The organism is Limnospira sp., assembly GCF_051859755.1.
Taxonomy (GTDB): domain Bacteria; phylum Cyanobacteriota; class Cyanobacteriia; order Cyanobacteriales; family Microcoleaceae; genus Limnospira; species Limnospira fusiformis.
This window is the reverse complement of the sequence record NZ_JBIMLI010000108.1, coordinates 1-18,041: the sequence shown is the minus strand read 5'-3', so window position 1 is coordinate 18,041 and position 18,041 is coordinate 1. Positions and strand designations below refer to the sequence as shown.

17 protein-coding genes are annotated in these 18,041 nt (G+C 46.1%); 9 read left to right on the top strand and 8 right to left on the bottom strand.

Going from position 1 to position 18,041, the window contains the following annotated elements:
* The first annotated feature begins 814 nt into the window (after positions 1-814).
* Entirely contained in the window at positions 815-1,051 is a 237-nt protein-coding gene (gene rpmB, locus ACTIE0_RS17115) for a 50S ribosomal protein L28 (RefSeq protein ID WP_006669318.1), read from the top strand.
* Positions 1,052-1,159: 108 nt separating this feature from the next.
* Here the strand turns inward: rpmB and egtD are convergent, their stop codons facing one another.
* On the bottom strand, positions 1,160-2,209 hold the full coding sequence (gene egtD, locus ACTIE0_RS17110) for an L-histidine N(alpha)-methyltransferase (RefSeq protein ID WP_006623542.1): 1,050 nt from the start codon (positions 2,207-2,209) through the stop codon (positions 1,160-1,162).
* Between the two features lie 114 nt (positions 2,210-2,323).
* Between egtD and cas6 the strand changes: the two genes are divergently transcribed.
* On the top strand, positions 2,324-3,451 hold the full coding sequence (gene cas6, locus ACTIE0_RS17105; protein ID WP_006623541.1) for a CRISPR-associated endoribonuclease Cas6: 1,128 nt from the start codon (positions 2,324-2,326) through the stop codon (positions 3,449-3,451).
* A gap of 12 nt (positions 3,452-3,463) precedes the next feature.
* Positions 3,464-5,146, top strand: coding sequence for an ABC transporter substrate-binding protein (locus tag ACTIE0_RS17100; RefSeq protein ID WP_006623540.1), 1,683 nt, complete (start codon positions 3,464-3,466; stop codon positions 5,144-5,146).
* A gap of 104 nt (positions 5,147-5,250) precedes the next feature.
* Here the strand turns inward: ACTIE0_RS17100 and fni are convergent, their stop codons facing one another.
* The 4 genes from fni to ACTIE0_RS17080 form a co-directional block, all read right to left on the bottom strand.
* Complete coding sequence (gene fni, locus ACTIE0_RS17095; protein WP_006623539.1) at positions 5,251-6,282, bottom strand: type 2 isopentenyl-diphosphate Delta-isomerase; 1,032 nt, start codon at positions 6,280-6,282, stop codon at positions 5,251-5,253.
* Between the two features lie 36 nt (positions 6,283-6,318).
* Complete coding sequence (gene pyrR / locus ACTIE0_RS17090) at positions 6,319-6,852, bottom strand: bifunctional pyr operon transcriptional regulator/uracil phosphoribosyltransferase PyrR (RefSeq protein WP_006623538.1); 534 nt, start codon at positions 6,850-6,852, stop codon at positions 6,319-6,321.
* A gap of 95 nt (positions 6,853-6,947) precedes the next feature.
* The gene (gene cbiB, locus ACTIE0_RS17085; RefSeq protein ID WP_006623537.1) at positions 6,948-7,949 is read right to left on the bottom strand and encodes an adenosylcobinamide-phosphate synthase CbiB; all 1,002 of its coding nucleotides are present in this window, start codon (positions 7,947-7,949) and stop codon (positions 6,948-6,950) included.
* A 39-nt stretch (positions 7,950-7,988) separates the two neighbouring features.
* Complete coding sequence (locus ACTIE0_RS17080; protein WP_006623536.1) at positions 7,989-8,432, bottom strand: Rrf2 family transcriptional regulator; 444 nt, start codon at positions 8,430-8,432, stop codon at positions 7,989-7,991.
* A gap of 402 nt (positions 8,433-8,834) precedes the next feature.
* On the opposite strand from ACTIE0_RS17080, the gene ACTIE0_RS17075 reads away from it, so the two are divergent.
* Positions 8,835-9,227, top strand: coding sequence for an AbrB family transcriptional regulator (locus ACTIE0_RS17075; protein WP_006623535.1), 393 nt, complete (start codon positions 8,835-8,837; stop codon positions 9,225-9,227).
* 216 nt (positions 9,228-9,443) lie between these two features.
* Here the strand turns inward: ACTIE0_RS17075 and ACTIE0_RS17070 are convergent, their stop codons facing one another.
* Positions 9,444-10,355, bottom strand: a complete 912-nt coding sequence (locus tag ACTIE0_RS17070; RefSeq protein ID WP_006623534.1) for an AAA family ATPase — start codon at positions 10,353-10,355, stop codon at positions 9,444-9,446.
* 47 nt (positions 10,356-10,402) lie between these two features.
* Here ACTIE0_RS17070 and ACTIE0_RS17065 point away from each other — a divergent pair, with 47 nt between their 5' ends.
* The 5 genes from ACTIE0_RS17065 (at position 10,403) to ACTIE0_RS17045 (ending at position 14,356) form a co-directional block, all read left to right on the top strand.
* Positions 10,403-10,540, top strand: coding sequence for a hypothetical protein (locus ACTIE0_RS17065; RefSeq protein ID WP_192808266.1), 138 nt, complete (start codon positions 10,403-10,405; stop codon positions 10,538-10,540).
* A 188-nt stretch (positions 10,541-10,728) separates the two neighbouring features.
* On the top strand, positions 10,729-10,860 hold the full coding sequence (locus ACTIE0_RS17060) for a hypothetical protein (RefSeq protein ID WP_273247593.1): 132 nt from the start codon (positions 10,729-10,731) through the stop codon (positions 10,858-10,860).
* Between the two features lie 881 nt (positions 10,861-11,741).
* Positions 11,742-12,659 (top strand): RNA-guided endonuclease InsQ/TnpB family protein, encoded by a 918-nt coding sequence (locus ACTIE0_RS17055; protein ID WP_006669320.1) that lies wholly within the window; start codon positions 11,742-11,744, stop codon positions 12,657-12,659.
* Positions 12,616-12,972 (top strand): RNA-guided endonuclease InsQ/TnpB family protein, encoded by a 357-nt coding sequence (locus ACTIE0_RS17050; RefSeq protein ID WP_071533561.1) that lies wholly within the window; start codon positions 12,616-12,618, stop codon positions 12,970-12,972. The genes ACTIE0_RS17055 and ACTIE0_RS17050 overlap by 44 nt, the downstream gene beginning before the upstream one ends.
* A gap of 91 nt (positions 12,973-13,063) precedes the next feature.
* Entirely contained in the window at positions 13,064-14,356 is a 1,293-nt protein-coding gene (locus ACTIE0_RS17045; protein ID WP_006623550.1) for a M16 family metallopeptidase, read from the top strand.
* Positions 14,357-14,755: 399 nt separating this feature from the next.
* On the opposite strand, the gene ACTIE0_RS17040 is transcribed toward ACTIE0_RS17045, so the two are convergent.
* The gene (locus ACTIE0_RS17040; protein WP_006623548.1) at positions 14,756-15,025 is read right to left on the bottom strand and encodes a hypothetical protein; all 270 of its coding nucleotides are present in this window, start codon (positions 15,023-15,025) and stop codon (positions 14,756-14,758) included.
* Positions 15,026-15,153: 128 nt separating this feature from the next.
* Positions 15,154-17,889 carry a type I DNA topoisomerase gene (topA, locus tag ACTIE0_RS17035; protein ID WP_006669315.1) on the bottom strand — a complete coding sequence of 912 codons (2,736 nt, stop codon included), beginning with the start codon at positions 17,887-17,889 and terminating at the stop codon, positions 15,154-15,156.
* Between the last annotated feature and the right edge of the window lie 152 nt (positions 17,890-18,041).

The following is an 18,041-nucleotide window of genomic DNA, read 5'->3' as shown; positions in this document are numbered from 1 at the left end:
AATCCTCACCGGGTAGTTATTTCGGGCATTTCAGCCCTATTTCATACCCGAACGTCTCGCACCATACGCTTACACTTGTCACTACTGAGTTCTTCGACCAATTCCCTCAGAGCACTTGGGGACTTAAAACGTTCCGTTTATATGGGCGTTCCATCCTTAGATTTGTCCTGTCCACCGGGGTACTTTAAAGGTCTATGCAGGTGGTAGTACAAAACCCCTGCTGTTCCCCTTGCCCTTTTGGGCGCAGCGTATCAACCCATTACGCTACTGGCTAATTACGGTGGTTCATGTCAGACATTAGGTTCCCCTAATCGTAGATGGTTGGCAGTGGTCTCGTTTCTGGTGTTAGGTTACACCTCGGAGCCTTCCGTTCCCCGCTTCAATCCCAGGTTTGTGGGTCTTGAAACTGGGGGTGGCTATCGCCGTCACCCTCAACCCTGATTTCCCTTCATTCCTGTACGGTTCCCCGTCTTTTCCTAGGTTCGGTTTCCCGTCCCTCTGATTGTTAAGAAATGTTAAGAATTGTTACAGGGTTTGTTGACCTTGGGTTCCCTGCCTCATTTTGTATCTTATGATACTAAATTTAGGGACATATAAACAGTTATAGGGATGTTCAGAAGCGAGCTTCTTATATTCAACCAAGGGGCTGAAGTCCCTACCAGGCGGTTATTTCGGGTATTACACCCCTATTTCATGCCTGAACGTCTCGCACAGCACTATCTAGCCTAACCCAACATTTCCAACTATCTCACTTGATTTAGCCCCCGATCGCTTATAATAAGGGTTTGCATTTAATTTTCAACTGGAGGGTACTATGTCTCGTGTCTGTCAGCTTACAGGAAAACGGGCTAATAACGGAATGGCTGTCTCTCACTCCCACCGTCGTAGTCATAAACTACAACAAGCTAATTTGCAGTGGAAACGGATATGGTGGCCCCAAGGTAAGCGCTGGGTACGTCTGAAACTTTCCACTAAGGCTATTAAAACTATTGAGAAGAAAGGGTTACAGGCTATGGCTAAAGAGGCTGGCATCGATCTCAATAAATTTTAGCTTTTCGGGCTACACATCACCCATTTCTATTGATAATGGAACTCCCTCTCCTTCTGGGAGAGGGCGCTCGGGCTGGGAGCATCAATTTTACAGGATATACTTCCTATCCTACCCCTTGCATTTAGCCAGAATTAGACCAAACCAATTGTTACTATCAGTCCAAGTCTTGACGGGTTGTAAACCTTGCTGGTTGAGATAATTCTGCATATTTTCTAGTTCAAATTTTCGGGAAATTTCGGTGCGGACTGTTTCCTGGGCGCTAAAATTGACGGTCAGGTTTAAACTTTGCAGACGTACAGTTTGCTGACAGAGACTGCGTAGGTGCATCTCAATTTGATGTTCTTCTAGGTTATAAAAAGCCCAATGTTCAAAGTTGTTGATATCAAAATCACCATCAAAACGATGGTTTAAATGTGACAGCATATTTAAATTAAAAGCTGCCGTTACCCCTTGACTATCATTATAAGCGGCTTCTAAAATATCGGTAGGTTTATGTAAATCCACACCTAATAGGAAATATTCCCCTGGTAATAAAGCGGCTGTAATTTGTGAGAAAAAGCGATCGCACTCACTTGGGGTTAAATTTCCCAAGGTGCTACCCAGAAAGCAAATCATGCGACTGGGAAGCGGTGCGGGTTCTAATGTCGCTAAAGCCTGTTCATAGGTGGCTACAATTCCATGAACTTGTAAAGATGGATAATCTTCTAACAATTGATAGGCGCTAGTTTCCAAAATACCCCCACTAATATCAATGGGAAGATAACGCAAAGGATAGCCTAAACTTTGGTAAGCATCTAATAAAATCCGAGTTTTAGTAGAACTACCACTCCCTAACTCTACCAATTCCGTCGGACCAGTTAAAGTGGCAATTTCCGACGCAAAATCCCTTAAAATAGCCGTTTCTGTGCGGGTCGGATAATATTCGGGTAATTCGCAGATTTTTTCAAATAACAGAGAACCCTGATCATCATAAAAATACTTAGGGGACAGAGTTTTGGGCTGGTAGGTGTTGGCTAGACCCTCGATTATATCATAACCCGTGGCGGGTTCATTGGCTGGGGTCTGGTTGGCATTAACTAGAGATTCAATCCTGATTCGTTGCTGGAGTAGGGAGCGATCGCTCGTTTCTGTAGTAGTCTGAGGGTGGGAGATATACATTATGGCTAAAGTATACACAGCAATGGCATCAAAAAAACTGCTGCCATTATGTATTGTCCCATACCATTGTCAACAAAAGGTTATGTTAACCGAACCCAAAAACCATCAACTGTTATGGCTTACCCTAAGAAACGTAACCGTGAGCATCCCTCGGTAAATTCCCAGTGGTCTACCGAAAGCGAATTGGTAGGTTTGGAATTTGAACTCACAGCTACGGACAATCATACCCTTTACCCCCAATATACCATTGGTCTACACGCCTGGTTTCTTGACCAAGTGCGTAACACTAACCCAGAACTTTCCCAATATCTCCATGATGGACAATCAGAAAAAGCCTTTACGATTTCAGGGTTGTCCGGTTCCCTAATGACCTCTGGAAAAAATCTGCAATTACAAGGCGATCGCCTCTATCATTGGTATGTCACGGGGTTATCTCGTCCGGTAGTTCAGTGGCTAGGGAAATGGACCCAAAACCTACCCCCCCGCATTGAACTCAGAAACGCCCCCCTAACTATCAATTCCTGTAAAGTCTTCCTGGAAGCCAATACCTATGAGCAACTGTGGGAACAGCAGTCCCCCAAAACCGGAAACCTGAAATTAAGTTTCCTCTCTCCCACCAGTTTTCGTCACAAAGGACATCATCTCCCCCTACCAATTCCAGTTAACCTCTTCCATAGCTACCTGCGGCGGTGGAATGATTTTTCTGACATCAAATGCGATCGCGACTTATTTTTAGAATGGGTCGATGAGTTTGTCATCCTCCAACGTCATCACCTACAGTCCGTCAAAGTCGCAGCCGGAAAACGGGGAATGGTAACCGGGTTCACCGGAGCCATTGAATTAGCTACCTCCCAGAAAAGCAAAACCAAGTTTTCTGGAAATATCCAACAGCAGCAACAGCTATTTTACGCCCTAGGACAACTAGCCCCCTACTGTGGAACGGGACATAAAACCCCCTTTGGTTTAGGACAAACTCGCTTAGGCTGGTTAGTAGAAGATATTCAGCCTATCTCTACTATTCAACAAATACTAGCCGATCGCATTCTGGAATTAACCGAAATTTTCCGTTCCCAAAGACGGCGCACCGGGGGAAACCGCGCCACCGACATAGCCGAAACCTGGGCGACTATTCTGGCGCGTCGGGAGTTGGGGGAATCTCTACAAGCGATCGCTACTGATTTGGAAATGCCATATCAGACAGTAAAAACCTATGCTAAACTAGCACGGCGCGCCTTAAATTAAAACATTCATCAGATGCACAAAAAACACCAGATGCTGTTATCTAACTTGGTTAGGGGTAGTCGGCGACGGTTCCGAGTCCTATGGCAATTTTTAGGACTGTTTGGCTTGGTTAGCTTCCTCATTATCAGTTGCGGTCAACCCAATAATCAAACCACTACTACCCCAGGGTCTAGTAACGGCGACGAACGGATTATTATTGGTACTACCCAAACTCTCCGCACTATCGATCCAGCCGATGCCTATGAGGTTATTTCTGGCAATCTTCTGTATAATTTAGGCGATCGCCTCTACGCCTATGAAGTGGGAACTACCCAACTCCAGCCTCAACTGGCTACCGATTTTCCTACCATTAGCGACGATAGGCTAACCTATACTATGCCCCTACGTCAGGGAGTTCTTTTCCATGATGACACGCCCTTTAATGCTGAGGCGATGGCTTTTTCCCTGCGGCGGTTTATTGAAAACGGCGGACCCCCTTCCTCTTTACTCTCCGATATTGTTGATGAGATTACTGCCACCGGGGAATATGAATTAACTATTAAACTCAAGCGTCCCTTTGCGGCTTTCCCCTCCCTATTAGCATTTTCGGGAGCTTGTGCGGTTTCCCCTAGTGCTTATGAAATTGGACCTGGGAAATTTCGGCCTAATTCTTTTGTCGGAACCGGACCTTATGTTTTAACAGAATATGGTGTAGATCTGATTCGCCTCAATCCTTTTGAACAATATTGGGGGGATAAAACAGCTAATCAAGGTGTCGATTTACAACGTTTTTCTAGTCCTGCTAATTTGTTTAATTCTTTCCGAACTAATGCTGTCGATATCGCTTATATATCCCTGGAACCTGACCAAATTGCGAGTTTATTAGAAGGCGCTGAACAGGGAAGATGGCAAGCAATTACTGCTGATGGAAATACTATTAATTATATAGTATTAAATGTGAACAGCGAACCCCTAGACCGGGTGGAAGTGCGACAGGCGATCGCCTCTTTAGTCGATAGAAACTTAATTAATGAAAGGGTGCTGCGAGGACAAGCTGAACCTCTTTATAGTCTCATTCCTACTACTTTTGAAAGTTACCTTCCCGTGTTTAAGGAAGCCTACGGAGATGCTAATTTTGAGCAGGCTAAACAACTGTTAACAGAGGCGGGATTTACTCCCGAAAACCCCGCTGTAGTTGAACTTTGGTATGGTGCGAACTCCCAGAAACGTCAAGAGTTGGCGGCTACTCTCAAGGCTTTATCTGATAATAATTTGGGGGGTATTTTACAGTTACAACCCCAAAGTGTAGACACAACTACGGCTTTTCAAAATTTGGAGAAGGGAATTTATCCCACTTTTATTCTCGATTGGTATGCGGATTTCTTGGACCCTGATAACTATATACACCCCTTTCTGGATTGTGCTAATGGTTCCCCCGAAACGGGATGCGTCGAAGGTGCTAGTCAATATCATGGGTCCTTTTATTATAGCGATCGCATGAATCAGTTAATTCGACAACAGCGCACTGAAGCTAATCCTGAGACTCGACAAGCTATCTTTCACGAAATTCAACAACTCCTGGCTGAGGATGTGCCTTTTATTCCCCTATGGCAAGACAAAATCCATGTTTTCGCCCAAAACAACATTCAAGGGGTCAACCTCCAGGCTAATCAACAGTTCCCTTTCTGGCCTTTGGCTAAATTCACTTCTCAATAACTGATAGCTGGGACGGGCGCTATGCTCTACTGTCCCATTTTGGGGGTCGGTTAACCAACCAATCCCTATCAGCCAACCCCTCCCCCTACCTAGTAGGCGGCGAGTCAATATATGGCTCTCAAAACTTGTGGTCGCTGAAGATCCTTAATGGTTCTACTTCCCGTGCAAAATAGCACCGTGGATATTTCGGCTACCAGAATGTCTACCAAACTATCAACAGCAGCCTCTGACTCAGCCGCCGCCTGTAAAAAAGGCCACGCTAAACCCGCTAAATCAGCACCTAAAGCGATCGCTGATGCCACATCTAAACCGTTGCGGAGTCCCCCAGAAGCAATCAGAGGAATATCAGGAGAGTTTGCCCTCACCTCAGTGATACACTCAGCCGTCGGTAAACCCCAATCTGCGAAAGTTTCCCCTAAGCGCCACTGACGAGGATCTGTCGCCCTCTGTCCTTCTATTCTTGCCCAAGACGTACCACCCGCACCAGCCACGTCAATGGCAGCTACTCCCGCATCTATCAGCTTTTTAGCCATAGTAGCTGATATGCCGTTACCGACTTCTTTGGCAATCACCGGAACTGGCAGGCTACAGCATAAATCGGCAATTTTGTCAAGTAGTCCTCGGAAATTAGTATCGCCTTCGGTTTGAATGCACTCCTGGAGAGGATTGAGATGCAAAATTAGGGCATCGGCTTCCAGAATATCAATTACCTGCTGACATTGCTCTAAGCCATGGCTATAGTTTAGTTGAACTGCGCCCAAATTAGCGAATAGCAGAATATCAGGAGCGAGCGATCGCACGGCGAAAGTGGGGGCTAATTCTGGCTTTTCCACTGCCACCCTTTGGGAACCCACCCCCATGGCAATTTTATGTTTGAAAGCAGCCCTGGCTAGGCGGGTATTAATTAGTTTAGCCTGTTCTGTGCCACCAGTCATCGAGGAAATTAACAACGGTGCACCCAGGGACTTACCCAGAAACTCTGTGGAGACCTCTACCTCCCCAAGATTAATTTCCGGTAGACAGCAGTGGGTAAACCGATAGCGATCGAAACCATTGGTTTTTTGGCGGAATTGTACATCAGACTCTAAACAAATTCGCAGATGATCAGCCTTGCGGCTTTCCGTGGAAAATTCCATTTTTCACAGTTCCTAATTAATATGGATACCTTGGACTTATTCTGACTTTAATTCTATGCGATCGTATCCATCTACCTCTTCCAGATATACTCGCACCTGTTCATCCCTAGCCGTCGGGAGTTCCTTGCCAATAAAATCCGCTTGAATGGGTAGTTGTCGATGACCGCGATCGACTAAAACCGCCAGTTGGATAGTCTCCGGTCTTCCATATTCAATTACCGCATTCAAAGCCGCCCTAATAGTACGACCACTATAAATTACATCATCCACCAAAACCACTTTTTTACCGGTCAGGTCAAAAGGGATTTTAGTTTGTGCGGGAGTTCGCATCCCCACTTTATCTAAATCATCCCGATAAAAAGTAATATCCAAAGCGCCACGAGGAACCGTCAACTGTTCCAGCAAGTTGATTTGGTTCCCTAACCTTTCCGAAAGGGCAACCCCCCGCGTATATATTCCCAATAATACCAGGTTAGATAAATCTCCCCCCCTTTCCACAATTTGCGATGCTAAACGGTTTAAAGTTCGCCGCATTTCTTCAGCAGATAGAATCTCGACAATTTTACTCATGATTCAAGTTGATTGCTTCACAAAATGACTGGTTTAGATATCTGCCCCATCTCTATATATGCTGACCAGATTATGGGCTCAATAATGCCTTATTTTTATTGCCAAAATATTGCCCTAATTATAAATAGTATAAAAGTCAAACCCAACCATAAAAAAACCGCGTGACGGGTGATGGTCAGCGCCCGTTCAATAGTTTCTGAGGTAATGGGGGAAATCGGATCTCCTAAAGTAGGTTTATGTTTAACTTTTCCTCCATATTGATTCACTCCCCCCAATTGTACTCCCAAAGCTACAGCATAGGCGCATTCACTCCAACCGGCATTAGGACTAGGATCATGAATAGCATCTCGGCGACATATTTGCCAAACCCGTCTAGGTTGACCGGACAACAGAGCAACCGTAATTACACTGAGGCGGCAAGGAAGCCAAGTCAGAACATCCTCCAATTTAGCACTAAACCATCCTATATGAGTATAAGGTGCTTCACGATAACCAATCATTGAATCAAGAGTGCTGGCAGCTTTATAAGCCCAAGCCAGAGGAACACTTCCCACTGCTGGTATCAGTAAACCAATAATCCCATAGAATAGGGGAGCCATCATACCATCGATCGCATTTTCGGTAATAGTTTCCACAATAGCCCGTTCAATTTCAGGTTTCGATAACTGTTCGGTATCTCGACCTACATACTGACTTAATCGCTGGCGACTTGTTGGCAAATCCCCCCGTTGCAGAGCCTCTTGTACATCCTCAGCCGCTGCTCGCAAACTCCTAGCAGCAAAGCAACTAGCTAAAAGAATACTTTGTAGCCCCACACAGATAATACCATGAAACGGCAATTGCACGGTCATAGTTTTAACTGCTGCCACCATCAGCCAACTGACCAATCCGCTACCAATGACCAAAATCAACCCCACCCAAATTCCCGCCAGCTTTTGAGATAAAGGACTCTTCAAATATCTCAGAACTGGTTGAGTGAATTTGGTAATCACCCAACCCATAACTTGAACTGGATGCAGCCAATTCCACGGATCACCGATAGCATAATCCAAGCCAGCCGCTATTGCCAAAATTACTATTGTTGGGAAATCACTCATTTATTGACTGCCATGTAATCCTTCACTGCCTCCATACAATTAAACCACAAAACTAGCTGACTCTCCCTGAGCCGCCTGCCAACTGAGGGCATCATAATAAAGGTCTTCCAGAGAGATGCTATACAGAGCCTCCTTTAATTTTTCATGGAGACGATTCCAGAGAGTAAATGTTACCCAATCCTCTATTTTTTCAGCATCAGGTTGATGGTTAGATAAAGGTTCTATGGTCTCACCAACTGCTTCCAGAATTTGTCCCAGAGAAATTTGAGCAGGTGGATATGCCAACTGATATCCCCCATGAGCGCCTCTTACAGAAATTACTAGCCCCCTTTGTCGCATCTCAATTAGTAACTTTTCCAGATAGGGAGCGGGAATATTTTGCCGAGAGGCGATCGCTCGCACCGAAATCGGACCCTGGTTTTGCAGCACCGCTAAATCTAACAAGGCTTTAACACTATAATGTCCGCGAGTAGTTAACTTCATTAATCCCTTTCAAATTAACAGTGATTTTTGTGTTTATTGGCTTGATAGTCTCGTCAGTTGCTACCAACCTTAACCTAGACTACTCATCCGTATCTATCTAGTGGAATTTACGGATACATCATTGATTAACATTATTTAATCCGTCCTGCCTAGATTCTAACTGAGTTTGACCTCAACCAGCGCGAGTAATAGCTCTGGGAAACCACAAACAGGTAAGCCTTTACACAATCAGCTATCCGATGATTACATCTGTTAAAAATGTTAATCATTGAGATAAATAATTCTGCAATCTTAGTGTAAGATGGTATGCAGGTACCAGGTCATCGTGAACAGTTATGGTTGTCGGAGCGATAACCATAACTGGGGTGATGACACCATCTCGAATATGCAAGGGAAGATCTCATGGCTAAGAAGAACAATTCGGAAACTCAACCACAACAGCTCACTGGTCAAGAACTCTTAGAAAAAGTCCGACATCTCGGCTACATGAAGAAAGAAGAGAAAGCTAAAAAATGCGGATACTATACGTTAACCAAAGACGGTATAGAGCGAGTTAATATGATGAAATTCCTTAACGCCTTAATAGAGGCAGAAGGAATCGAACTAGATGGGAAACCAAAAGGAAATGGACGCGGCGGACGCTCTGCCAGTTATAGAATTACGGTTCAATCTAATAACAACCTGTTGATTGGGTCAGCCTATACGAAGCAAATGGATCTGCAACCCGGAGATGAATTTGAGATTATTCTGGGACGTAAGCACATTTATCTGAAACAGGTAGGCTCGGAAGATTAGCAGAGTTGATGCAATTGTGAAAGTAGTATATTGTCTAGTCTTGATACTTCTATAATGCTGAGAAACTAGGTTTTCTCAGTGATTCAAATGCGATCGCATACCTATCGTTAGCATCTGAGCAGCACCAAAAAACCCCTCAAAGCCATAAAAGACAGAGGGGTATCTTGTGCTGCGTCTGAAGATTTTGGGTCGCAGTTAATAAATAGCAGTAGCAGCCTAGGATGGAATCGGTACAGATTGCAGTAGGACTTCAATAACGGTCTTAGAACGGCGACCACCACCAGTAATCAAGCGATGTGAAAGGACATGGGGAGCCAATAATTTAATATCATCAGGAACGGCATAATCTCGTCCCGATAAAAAAGCCAAAGCCTGGGTAGTACGATGAAGAGCGATCGCCCCCCTAGGACTCACGCCCAACATAATATCCTCATGCTCCCGTGTAGCGCGAACCAAATTAAGAATATACTGCTGTAAAGACCCATCCACCTGGACTCTCTGACATTCCTTTTGCAGAGTCAGAATATCCTGTAAACTGAGACAGGGTTTAAGTTCATCAACCTGTACCCCCTCACTCAAGCGTCGCAACATTTGCAACTCTTCCTGTTCACTGGGATATCCCAAAGTTAAAGACAACATAAACCGATCCATTTGCGCTTCTGGGAGAGGGAAAGTTCCCTGATACTCAATCGGGTTCTGAGTCGCAATCACAAAAAAAGGCTTCTGAACCATGCGCGATACCCGATCAATCGTCACCTGTCTTTCTTCCATGACCTCCAACAAAGCCGACTGAGTGCGGGGTGTAGCTCGGTTAATTTCATCAGTAAGTAAAATATTAGCAAATACTGGCCCCGGCAAAAATTCAAACTCACCACTGCTAGGATTCCAAATATTAGTACCAGTAATATCGGTTGGTAATAAATCCGGTGTACATTGAATCCTCTGGAAAACTCCATCAATAGAACGAGCCAAGGATTTAGCCAGTAAAGTTTTACCTACTCCGGGTACATCTTCCAACAGCACATGACCCCCCGCCAGCAGCGCCACCAAGGTTAGGCGAATTGACTCTTCTTTACCAACTATAGTCCGACCTAAATTTTGCTTTAATCGTTCAATACGTTCTCTCATTCAATTCTCCGGTGATTCAACCCTCTGAGTGAGAGGATACAGCATTTTTGACCGTTGCACAGCTATCCGCAGACTATCTGTATAGATATTTTCTAACACCATCTGCTCATAGCCCCTTTCCGCCACGATTTCTGATGGCTGCTCGCGCCGGGGAAGCGATCGCTTTTACATCCCCATTAACCTGAGTTGTGTTCGAGTTCGGAGAGCTATTTTTCCTCATCTGTCAACTACAATTAGGGGAGATTTATCAGGTGTAATTATTCTCAACTTCTGCCACAACTGGACTCCGCCGCCCCCCTGCCCATCTAAATATTGATTGTCTTGGGTGATCACTAATCATTGGCCATAGAGCGCGAAAGCAGAGGATGCCAATGTGTTACTGAAGGGCGATCGCCTCAAACCCCGCCAATTCTTGCCCACCAAGAATTCCCAGACCTCAACAGACAGCAGTTTCGACCAACCAGAGATTATCCGCTATAATATTTATTATGTGCGAGACGTTTAGGAGTCAAATAAGGCTGCAATGCCTGAAATAACCTCCTAGAGGGCAATTAGACCTTCAACCAGTCTAACCCCTTAACTGTATATATGTCCCGACGCTTAGAGTGCTTAGAGTATAGACTAAGCATAGACTAAGCAAGGCAGGGAACTCAAGGTCAATCCCATATAAGAAATCACAGAATACACTATTTATCCTCCAAGTATACTATAAGGAGGAGTATTTAACCCACTTGGGGTGATTTGGGAAAGAGTAAAGGCGGTAGCCACCCCCAGTTTCAGAAATCACAAATCTGGGATTGAAGCGGGGAACGGAAGGCGTGATGTAGAACCTACTACTATAGGCGACCACTGCCAACCATCCATGATTAGGGAAACCGAATGTCCGGCTTGAACCATCGTCATCATACAGCAGCGAAATAGGTTGATACGCTGCGTTCAAAAGAACAAGGGGAAAAGTAGGAGTTTATTTTTGCTACCTACACAGACCTTTAAATGTACCCCGGTGGACAGGACAAATCTAAAGATGGAACACCCATATATATGGAACGTTTAAACCCCTGTTGGGCTCTCTATGAGTACATCTTGTAGAGTAGTGAAAAGTGTAAGCGTATGCCCATAAGGGGAAAGGATGTGACTGAAAGCTAATGCCTAACTGTAATGGTTGGGATATGCCCACTAGTCACGGTGTGGATATAGAGACTGCGATGATGTAAGAGTGCTTATGACCGAGAGCGAGTTTAAAGACTACGTGGTGTATATAGCTCCTAAAGTTGAAGTCATAAAGCAGGGGGTAGTAACCCTGTTCCTACTGACAATAGGGTGTCTACATCAGGAGCCGTGTGATGTGAAAATATCAAGCACGGTTTTGAATTGGAGTTGGGGGAGGTGACTTCCCTTTCGACCATAACGATTGTACTTGAGTTCAAAGCACGGGTAAAGCCTGCCCAGGCTACCGCTATAGAGGACGCTATACGGACGGCTCAATTTGTCCGTAATAAGGCGTTGCGCTATTGGATGGATAGCCAAGATGTCGGCAAATACGACCTTAGCAAACTCTGCAAAGCGTTAGCTGAGGAGTTTCCCTTTGCCAAGAAACTCAACTCCATGGCTCGTCAGGCTTCAGCAGAACGGGCCTGGAGTTCAATCAGTCGGTTCTACGACAACTGCAAAAAGGGCATTAAGCCCGTAGGATTCCCCAGGTTCAAAAAGCATTCCCGCTCGGTGGAGTACAAAACCTCTGGATGGAAACTGCTCGGGCCGAAGCGCATCACATTCACCGATGGCTTCGGGATTGGGGAATTGCGGTTGCTCGGAACCTACGATCTGGCACGCTATGACGAATCCCTGATTAAACGGGTTCGCTTAGTCCGTCGCGCTGATGGCTACTACGTTCAGTTCTGCATCCAGGTTGATGTTCAGGTGCAGAGTGAACCGAGTCAAAAAGCTGTTGGCATTGACCTAGGGTTGCGGTATTTTATCGCTGCCAGTGATGGCAGTGTGGTGGAAGCACCGCAGTTCTATCGCAAGTCTGAAAGGCGGTTGAACAAGGCCAATCGAGAGAAGTCCAGAAAGTACCGCAAGGGGGCAAAACCACAGTCCGGGAACTATCACAGGGCTAGGAACCGATACGCCCGGAAGCATTTAAGGGTAAGTAGGCAGCGTAATGAGTGGGCGAAGAGCATCGCCTACTGCGTCATCCAATCTAACGATTTGGTTGCCTACGTAGACGCGAAGCGGCGCGCCGAAGGCAGACTTGAATGTGAAAGGGTTAGTACGCAATCGGCATCTAGCCAAGTCGATTAGTGATGCAGGATGGTCAATATTTCGCTGTTGGTTGGAGTATTTTGGCAGGAAGTACGGGAAGGTAACGATTGCCGTTCCTCCCCAATATACGAGCCAGGATTGCTCAAGCTGCGGCCAACGAGTCAAGAAGGCACTCTCAGTCAGAACCCACCACTGTCCGCATTGCGGCTATGAGGCTGACCGAGATGTGAATGCGGCCATCAATATCCTGCGCCTGGGACTAACTACCGTGGGGCACACGGGAAGTTATACGCTTGGGGAGAGCGGGCCTCTGGCTGGGTTGGAAAAATCCTGCTCAGTTAAGTCCGGTTGATGAACCAAGAATCCCCGTCGCGTGACTCGCGGGGAGTGTCAAAAAAGATCCTGGCATCAACTGCGATCGCATTTCATCATCATAGGCAGCCGTGACTCAAACCCTAACCCCATCATTCTCAGATACCCAGAACGTTCATCGCTATGTTTTAGATAACGGTATTATCCTGTTAGTCACTGAAAACCCGGCGGCGGACATTATCGCGACCCGTTTATTTTTGAGGACTGGGACCCGTTGGGAACCACCACACCAAGCCGGACTCTCTCACCTCCTCGCCGCCGTCATGACCAAAGGGACAGAAAGCCTGTCATCCCTAGAAATTGCCGAAAGAGTCGAGTCAGTTGGGGCGAGGGTTAGCGCCGACACCTCCTCCGACTATTTCCTCGTCGGTGTCAAAACCGTTTCTGGTGACTTTGAGGATATTTTGGAGTTAGTCGCCCAACTCTTGCGCGCCCCATCTTTTCCCGAAGCGGAAATAGAACTGGAACGCCGCATCACCATTCAAGGTATTAGAGCCCAGAAAGAACAACCATTTTCCGTAGCTTTCGACCATCTACGACGGGGAATGTATCAAAACCATCCCTATGCTATTTCCAGCCTCGGAACCGAAGAAACCGTAAGTCAAATTACCCGCGCCGACTTACAGGAATTTCATCAGACCTATTTTCGCCCAGATAATCTGATTATTTCCCTAGCGGGACGCATTACCCTAGAGAAAGCCCTAAGCCACATACAGAGATGCTTTGGAGACTGGAAAGCACCCCCGACTCCCCTCCCCAAACTCACCCTACCAACAATCATCTCTAACCCCCACAAGGCGATCGCACCCCAGGAAACCCAGCAATCTGTAATTATGCTAGGATACCTCGCCGCCTCGGTCTATCACGAGGATTATGCCACCCTCAAAGTCATGAACACCTATTTGGGCAATGGTCTATCCAGTCGCCTCTTCGTCGAATTACGCGAAAAGCGGGGACTAGCCTATGATGTCTCGGCTTTCTATCCTACCCGCCTAGATGCTTCCCAATTTGTCGTGTATATGGGTACTGCCCCTAATAATACTGCGATCGCTATTGACGGACTACGCGCCGAAGTAGACCGACTTACCAACACCCCCCTCACAGAAGAAGAACTCCAGGTCGCTAAAAATAAACTACTAGGACAATATGCCCTCGGAAAGCAAACTAACAGCCAACTCGCCCAAATTTACGGATGGTATGAAACCCTAGAATTGGGTATTGACTTCGACCAGCAATTTCAAATTGATGTCGCCTCGGTCACAGTTCCACAAGTCCTAGAAATATCTCAAAAATACTTCTGTCAACCTTACCTCGTCTTGGTCGGTCCACAGGCGATCGTCACCCCTTTTTCCTACTCCCACTAACATACTCTCTGCCATGCACAAAATCGCCATTTTGTCAAGATGTCTAAAAACCCTAGCCCCACTCATCCTCAAAACTCGTGCATCGCCAGTTTCAGTTTTCCCTCAAAAAATAACTTTAATCGCCAGAGAATCGGGGTTTCAGCCTTTATTTGTGCATCAAGACACAATACCCCCTTGGTATCGGTTTCCTCAATGTTACCACAACCCCGATAATCTCGTCAACTTTTTGCCACTTTTTATCAAAAAAAACGTATCAAATCTTAACAATCTTTGAAAAATCCCATATATTTGAGCCGTATCAATTAGCCAAACTTATTTTTGGGTCAGGCAACAAATCACCCTGTGGGGTCAACCTGAATCGACCCCTTAATTGATGGTTTCCGATTTGAGACCGTCTATTTAACTGGGTTTACTGACGCTTTTACAGTGGCTGCTGTCAACAATATGCGATCGTAGGGTAGCCGGTTGGGTGAGTGATTCATGAGCCGGTACAGGTTCCCCTATCGGGTGAAAAATGACCTGTTTACAGACCAATTGACTACTACCGCCATAGGCATAATCCCAAATATAGGATTCTGTATCATTAATCGTCGCCGCAGCCGGAGACCAAAACGAACTCAGCAAGACCAATTCTAAAGCCACCAAAGCCGTGATGATATATTTCCACATAATAAATCCCCATTCCCATCAACTCACAGGGTCATAGGCGAGTTTCGGCAGCATCCCTATTGGCGATCGCTAGTCGATACAACCCGCCCATTCTCCCATTATATCAGCCCTTCCCGGGATGTCAAAACTTATTCCGTTTCCCCCTTAGTGCTGGATTTTTTCCTAGTCGTGGACTTTTTGGCAGTAGTAGACTTTTTGGCAGTAGTAGACTTTTTGGCAGTAGTGGACTTTTTGGCAGTAGTGGACTTTTTGGCAGTGGTACTGCTAGTAGACTTCGACCTCGACTTAGACTTCGACCCAGAAGCCGCCTTAGCCTTTAAGAGTTCCAGAGCCTGTTCTAGGGTGAAAGTTTCGATCGCCTGTTCTTTAGGCAAAGAAGCATTAATTTTGCCATGCTTAATATAGGGACCATAGCGACCATCATAGATATTGAGAGGTTCTCCATCTTCCGGGTGTTCTCCCAACTCTCGCAGGGGAGTAAGAGTTTTTTTAGTCCCCCTGCGTCCCACCTTCGGTTGTGCCAGAAGTTCCAAAGCCCGCTCAAAAGTAATAGTCAAGACATCATCAGGAGCCTTGATAGAGCGATAATCCTTAGCCTCCTTACTTTCATGAACCACATAAGGACCAAAGCGACCAATAGCAGCCTTAACCTTAGCCCCCGTTTCGGGATGCTGTCCCAAAAGGCGAGGTAAAGACAAAAGCGACACAGCCACATCCAAAGTCACCGCATCCTTTTCCAGTCCCTTGGGAAGGGAGACCCGTTTCGGCTTCTTATTAGTTTCCGACTCTTCCCCCAACTGCACATAAGGACCATAGGGACCAATTAACATAAAAATCGGTTCCCCTGCTTCTGGATGAACTCCCAGCTTTTCCGGTCCCTCCGTCTTTTGTCCAATCAACTCCTGAATTAACTCAGGAGTCAGGTCAGCAGGAGTCAGGTCTTGAGGAATGGAAGCAGTAATAATCTCCTCATCCTTCTGTGCCTCAATATAAGGCCCAAAGCGACCCAAACACAAACGGTAAGTCATGCCATCAGTAGCATCACCCAAATTTTCCAATTCAATAGTTCGGGCTACCTTAGCATCAATTTGGCTTTCCTGTTCCTTAACCTGATTTTCCAGCCCCCCGTCACCGGAATAGAACTGTTGCAAATAAGGCAACTGGTCCGCCTGTCCAGTGGCTATTTCATCAAGAGTATTCTCCATGCGAGCGGTGAAACGGATATCCACCAAATCGGGAAAATGTTTCTCCAGGAGGCTATTAACGGCAAAAGCCGTAAAAGTAGGAATCAGAGCATTGCCCTTAATTTGAGCATAACCGCGATCGATAATCGTACCAATGACACTCGCGTAGGTACTCGGACGACCTACCCCCTCACTTTCCAGAGTTTTGACCAAAGATGCTTCTGTAAAGCGTGCCGGAGGTTGGGTTTCATGTCCCACTGCCTCCAAATCCTTACAATCAGGATGTTGACCTACTTTTAAAGGTGGTAGAGGTACTTCTTGATTTTCCAAAGCCGCATCAGGATCATCAGACCCTTCTACATAAGCCCGCAAAAACCCAGGGAAATCAATACGTTTCCCCGTCGCCCGAAAACCTGCATCTTCCACCTGTAAGTCAACAGAGATATTAGTTTGGCGAGAGTCAGCCATCTGAGAAGCAACGGTCCGCTTCCAAATTAAGTCATACAGTTTCAAGTCATTACCACTTAACTCAGTTTCCTGGGGAGTACGGAAATAACTTCCAGCCGGGCGGATAGCTTCGTGGGCTTCTTGAGCGCCCTTACTTTTGGTCGTGTACTGGCGTGGTTTTGGACTCAGGTACTCTTTGCCATATTTCTGCTCAACGCAGTTTCTAGCAGCTACTATGGCTTGCTCTGATAAATGTACAGAGTCAGTCCGCATATAAGTAATATAACCACGCTCATAGAGTCCTTGAGCCACCTGCATAGTCTGACGGGCGCTAAGTCTGAGTTTGCGGTTAGCTTCCTGTTGCAGAGTCGATGTGGTAAATGGCGGCGCGGGTTTGCGAGTAACTGAGCGTTGGTCAATATTGCTGACAGACCAGAGTTTCTCCCTCAGTCTCTCCTTGAGGGCTTGGGCTTGGTCTGAGTCTAGTAGGACTACATTACGCCCCTCGGCGATTCTACCAGTGCTTTCATCGAAGTCGCTACCTGTGGCTACCTTTACCCCATTTAGGGTAATTAGTTTCGCCTCAAACTCGGTTTTACCTTGTTCCAGCAAGGCTTTTAGATCCCAATATCCTCCCTGTCGGAAGGCGCGACGTTCCCTCTCTCGGTTTACTATCAATCTTACGGCTACAGACTGCACCCGACCGGCTGACAAGCCTCGGGCGATTTTTTTCCACAGCAGTGGTGACAGTGTATAACCATAGAGGCGATCGAGTATCCGCCGGGTTTCCTGGGCGTGAACCAGTTGTTCATCTAAGTCTCGGCAATGTTGTAGGGCTGAGAGTATGGCTTCCGAGGTGATTTCATGGAAGACCATACGCCGGGTGGGAATTTTCGGTTTTAGCACCTGCAACAAGTGCCAGCTAATACTTTCCCCTTCTCGGTCTTCGTCGGTGGCTAGAACTAACTCTGTCGCTTGTTTAAGCGCTTTTTTGAGTTCTTTGACCACTTTCTGCTTATCTTTGGGGATTACATAAATAGGCTCAAAATTCCCTTCCACGTTTACCCCTAGCCCTGCCCATGTTTTCCCCTTGTACTCTTCGGGAATTTCATCAGCAGAGGGTGGTAAATCCCGGATATGACCCATTGAGGCTTCTACCTGATAGTCTTTCGGTAAGAAGTTACGAATAGTCCGGGCTTTGGTCGGTGATTCAACGATAACTAAAGTTGACATAGCAGCTTTTTCGTATAGCAGCAAACTGGACTTGGGGTCTGGCCCTGGTTTGGGGGAGACCAGAATTTATCTTTTTCTGATACATTTACGCGACATTTATCCGGCTATTGCCTGACAATGCGACGATAGCACTATTACCCGTTAAGGTAACA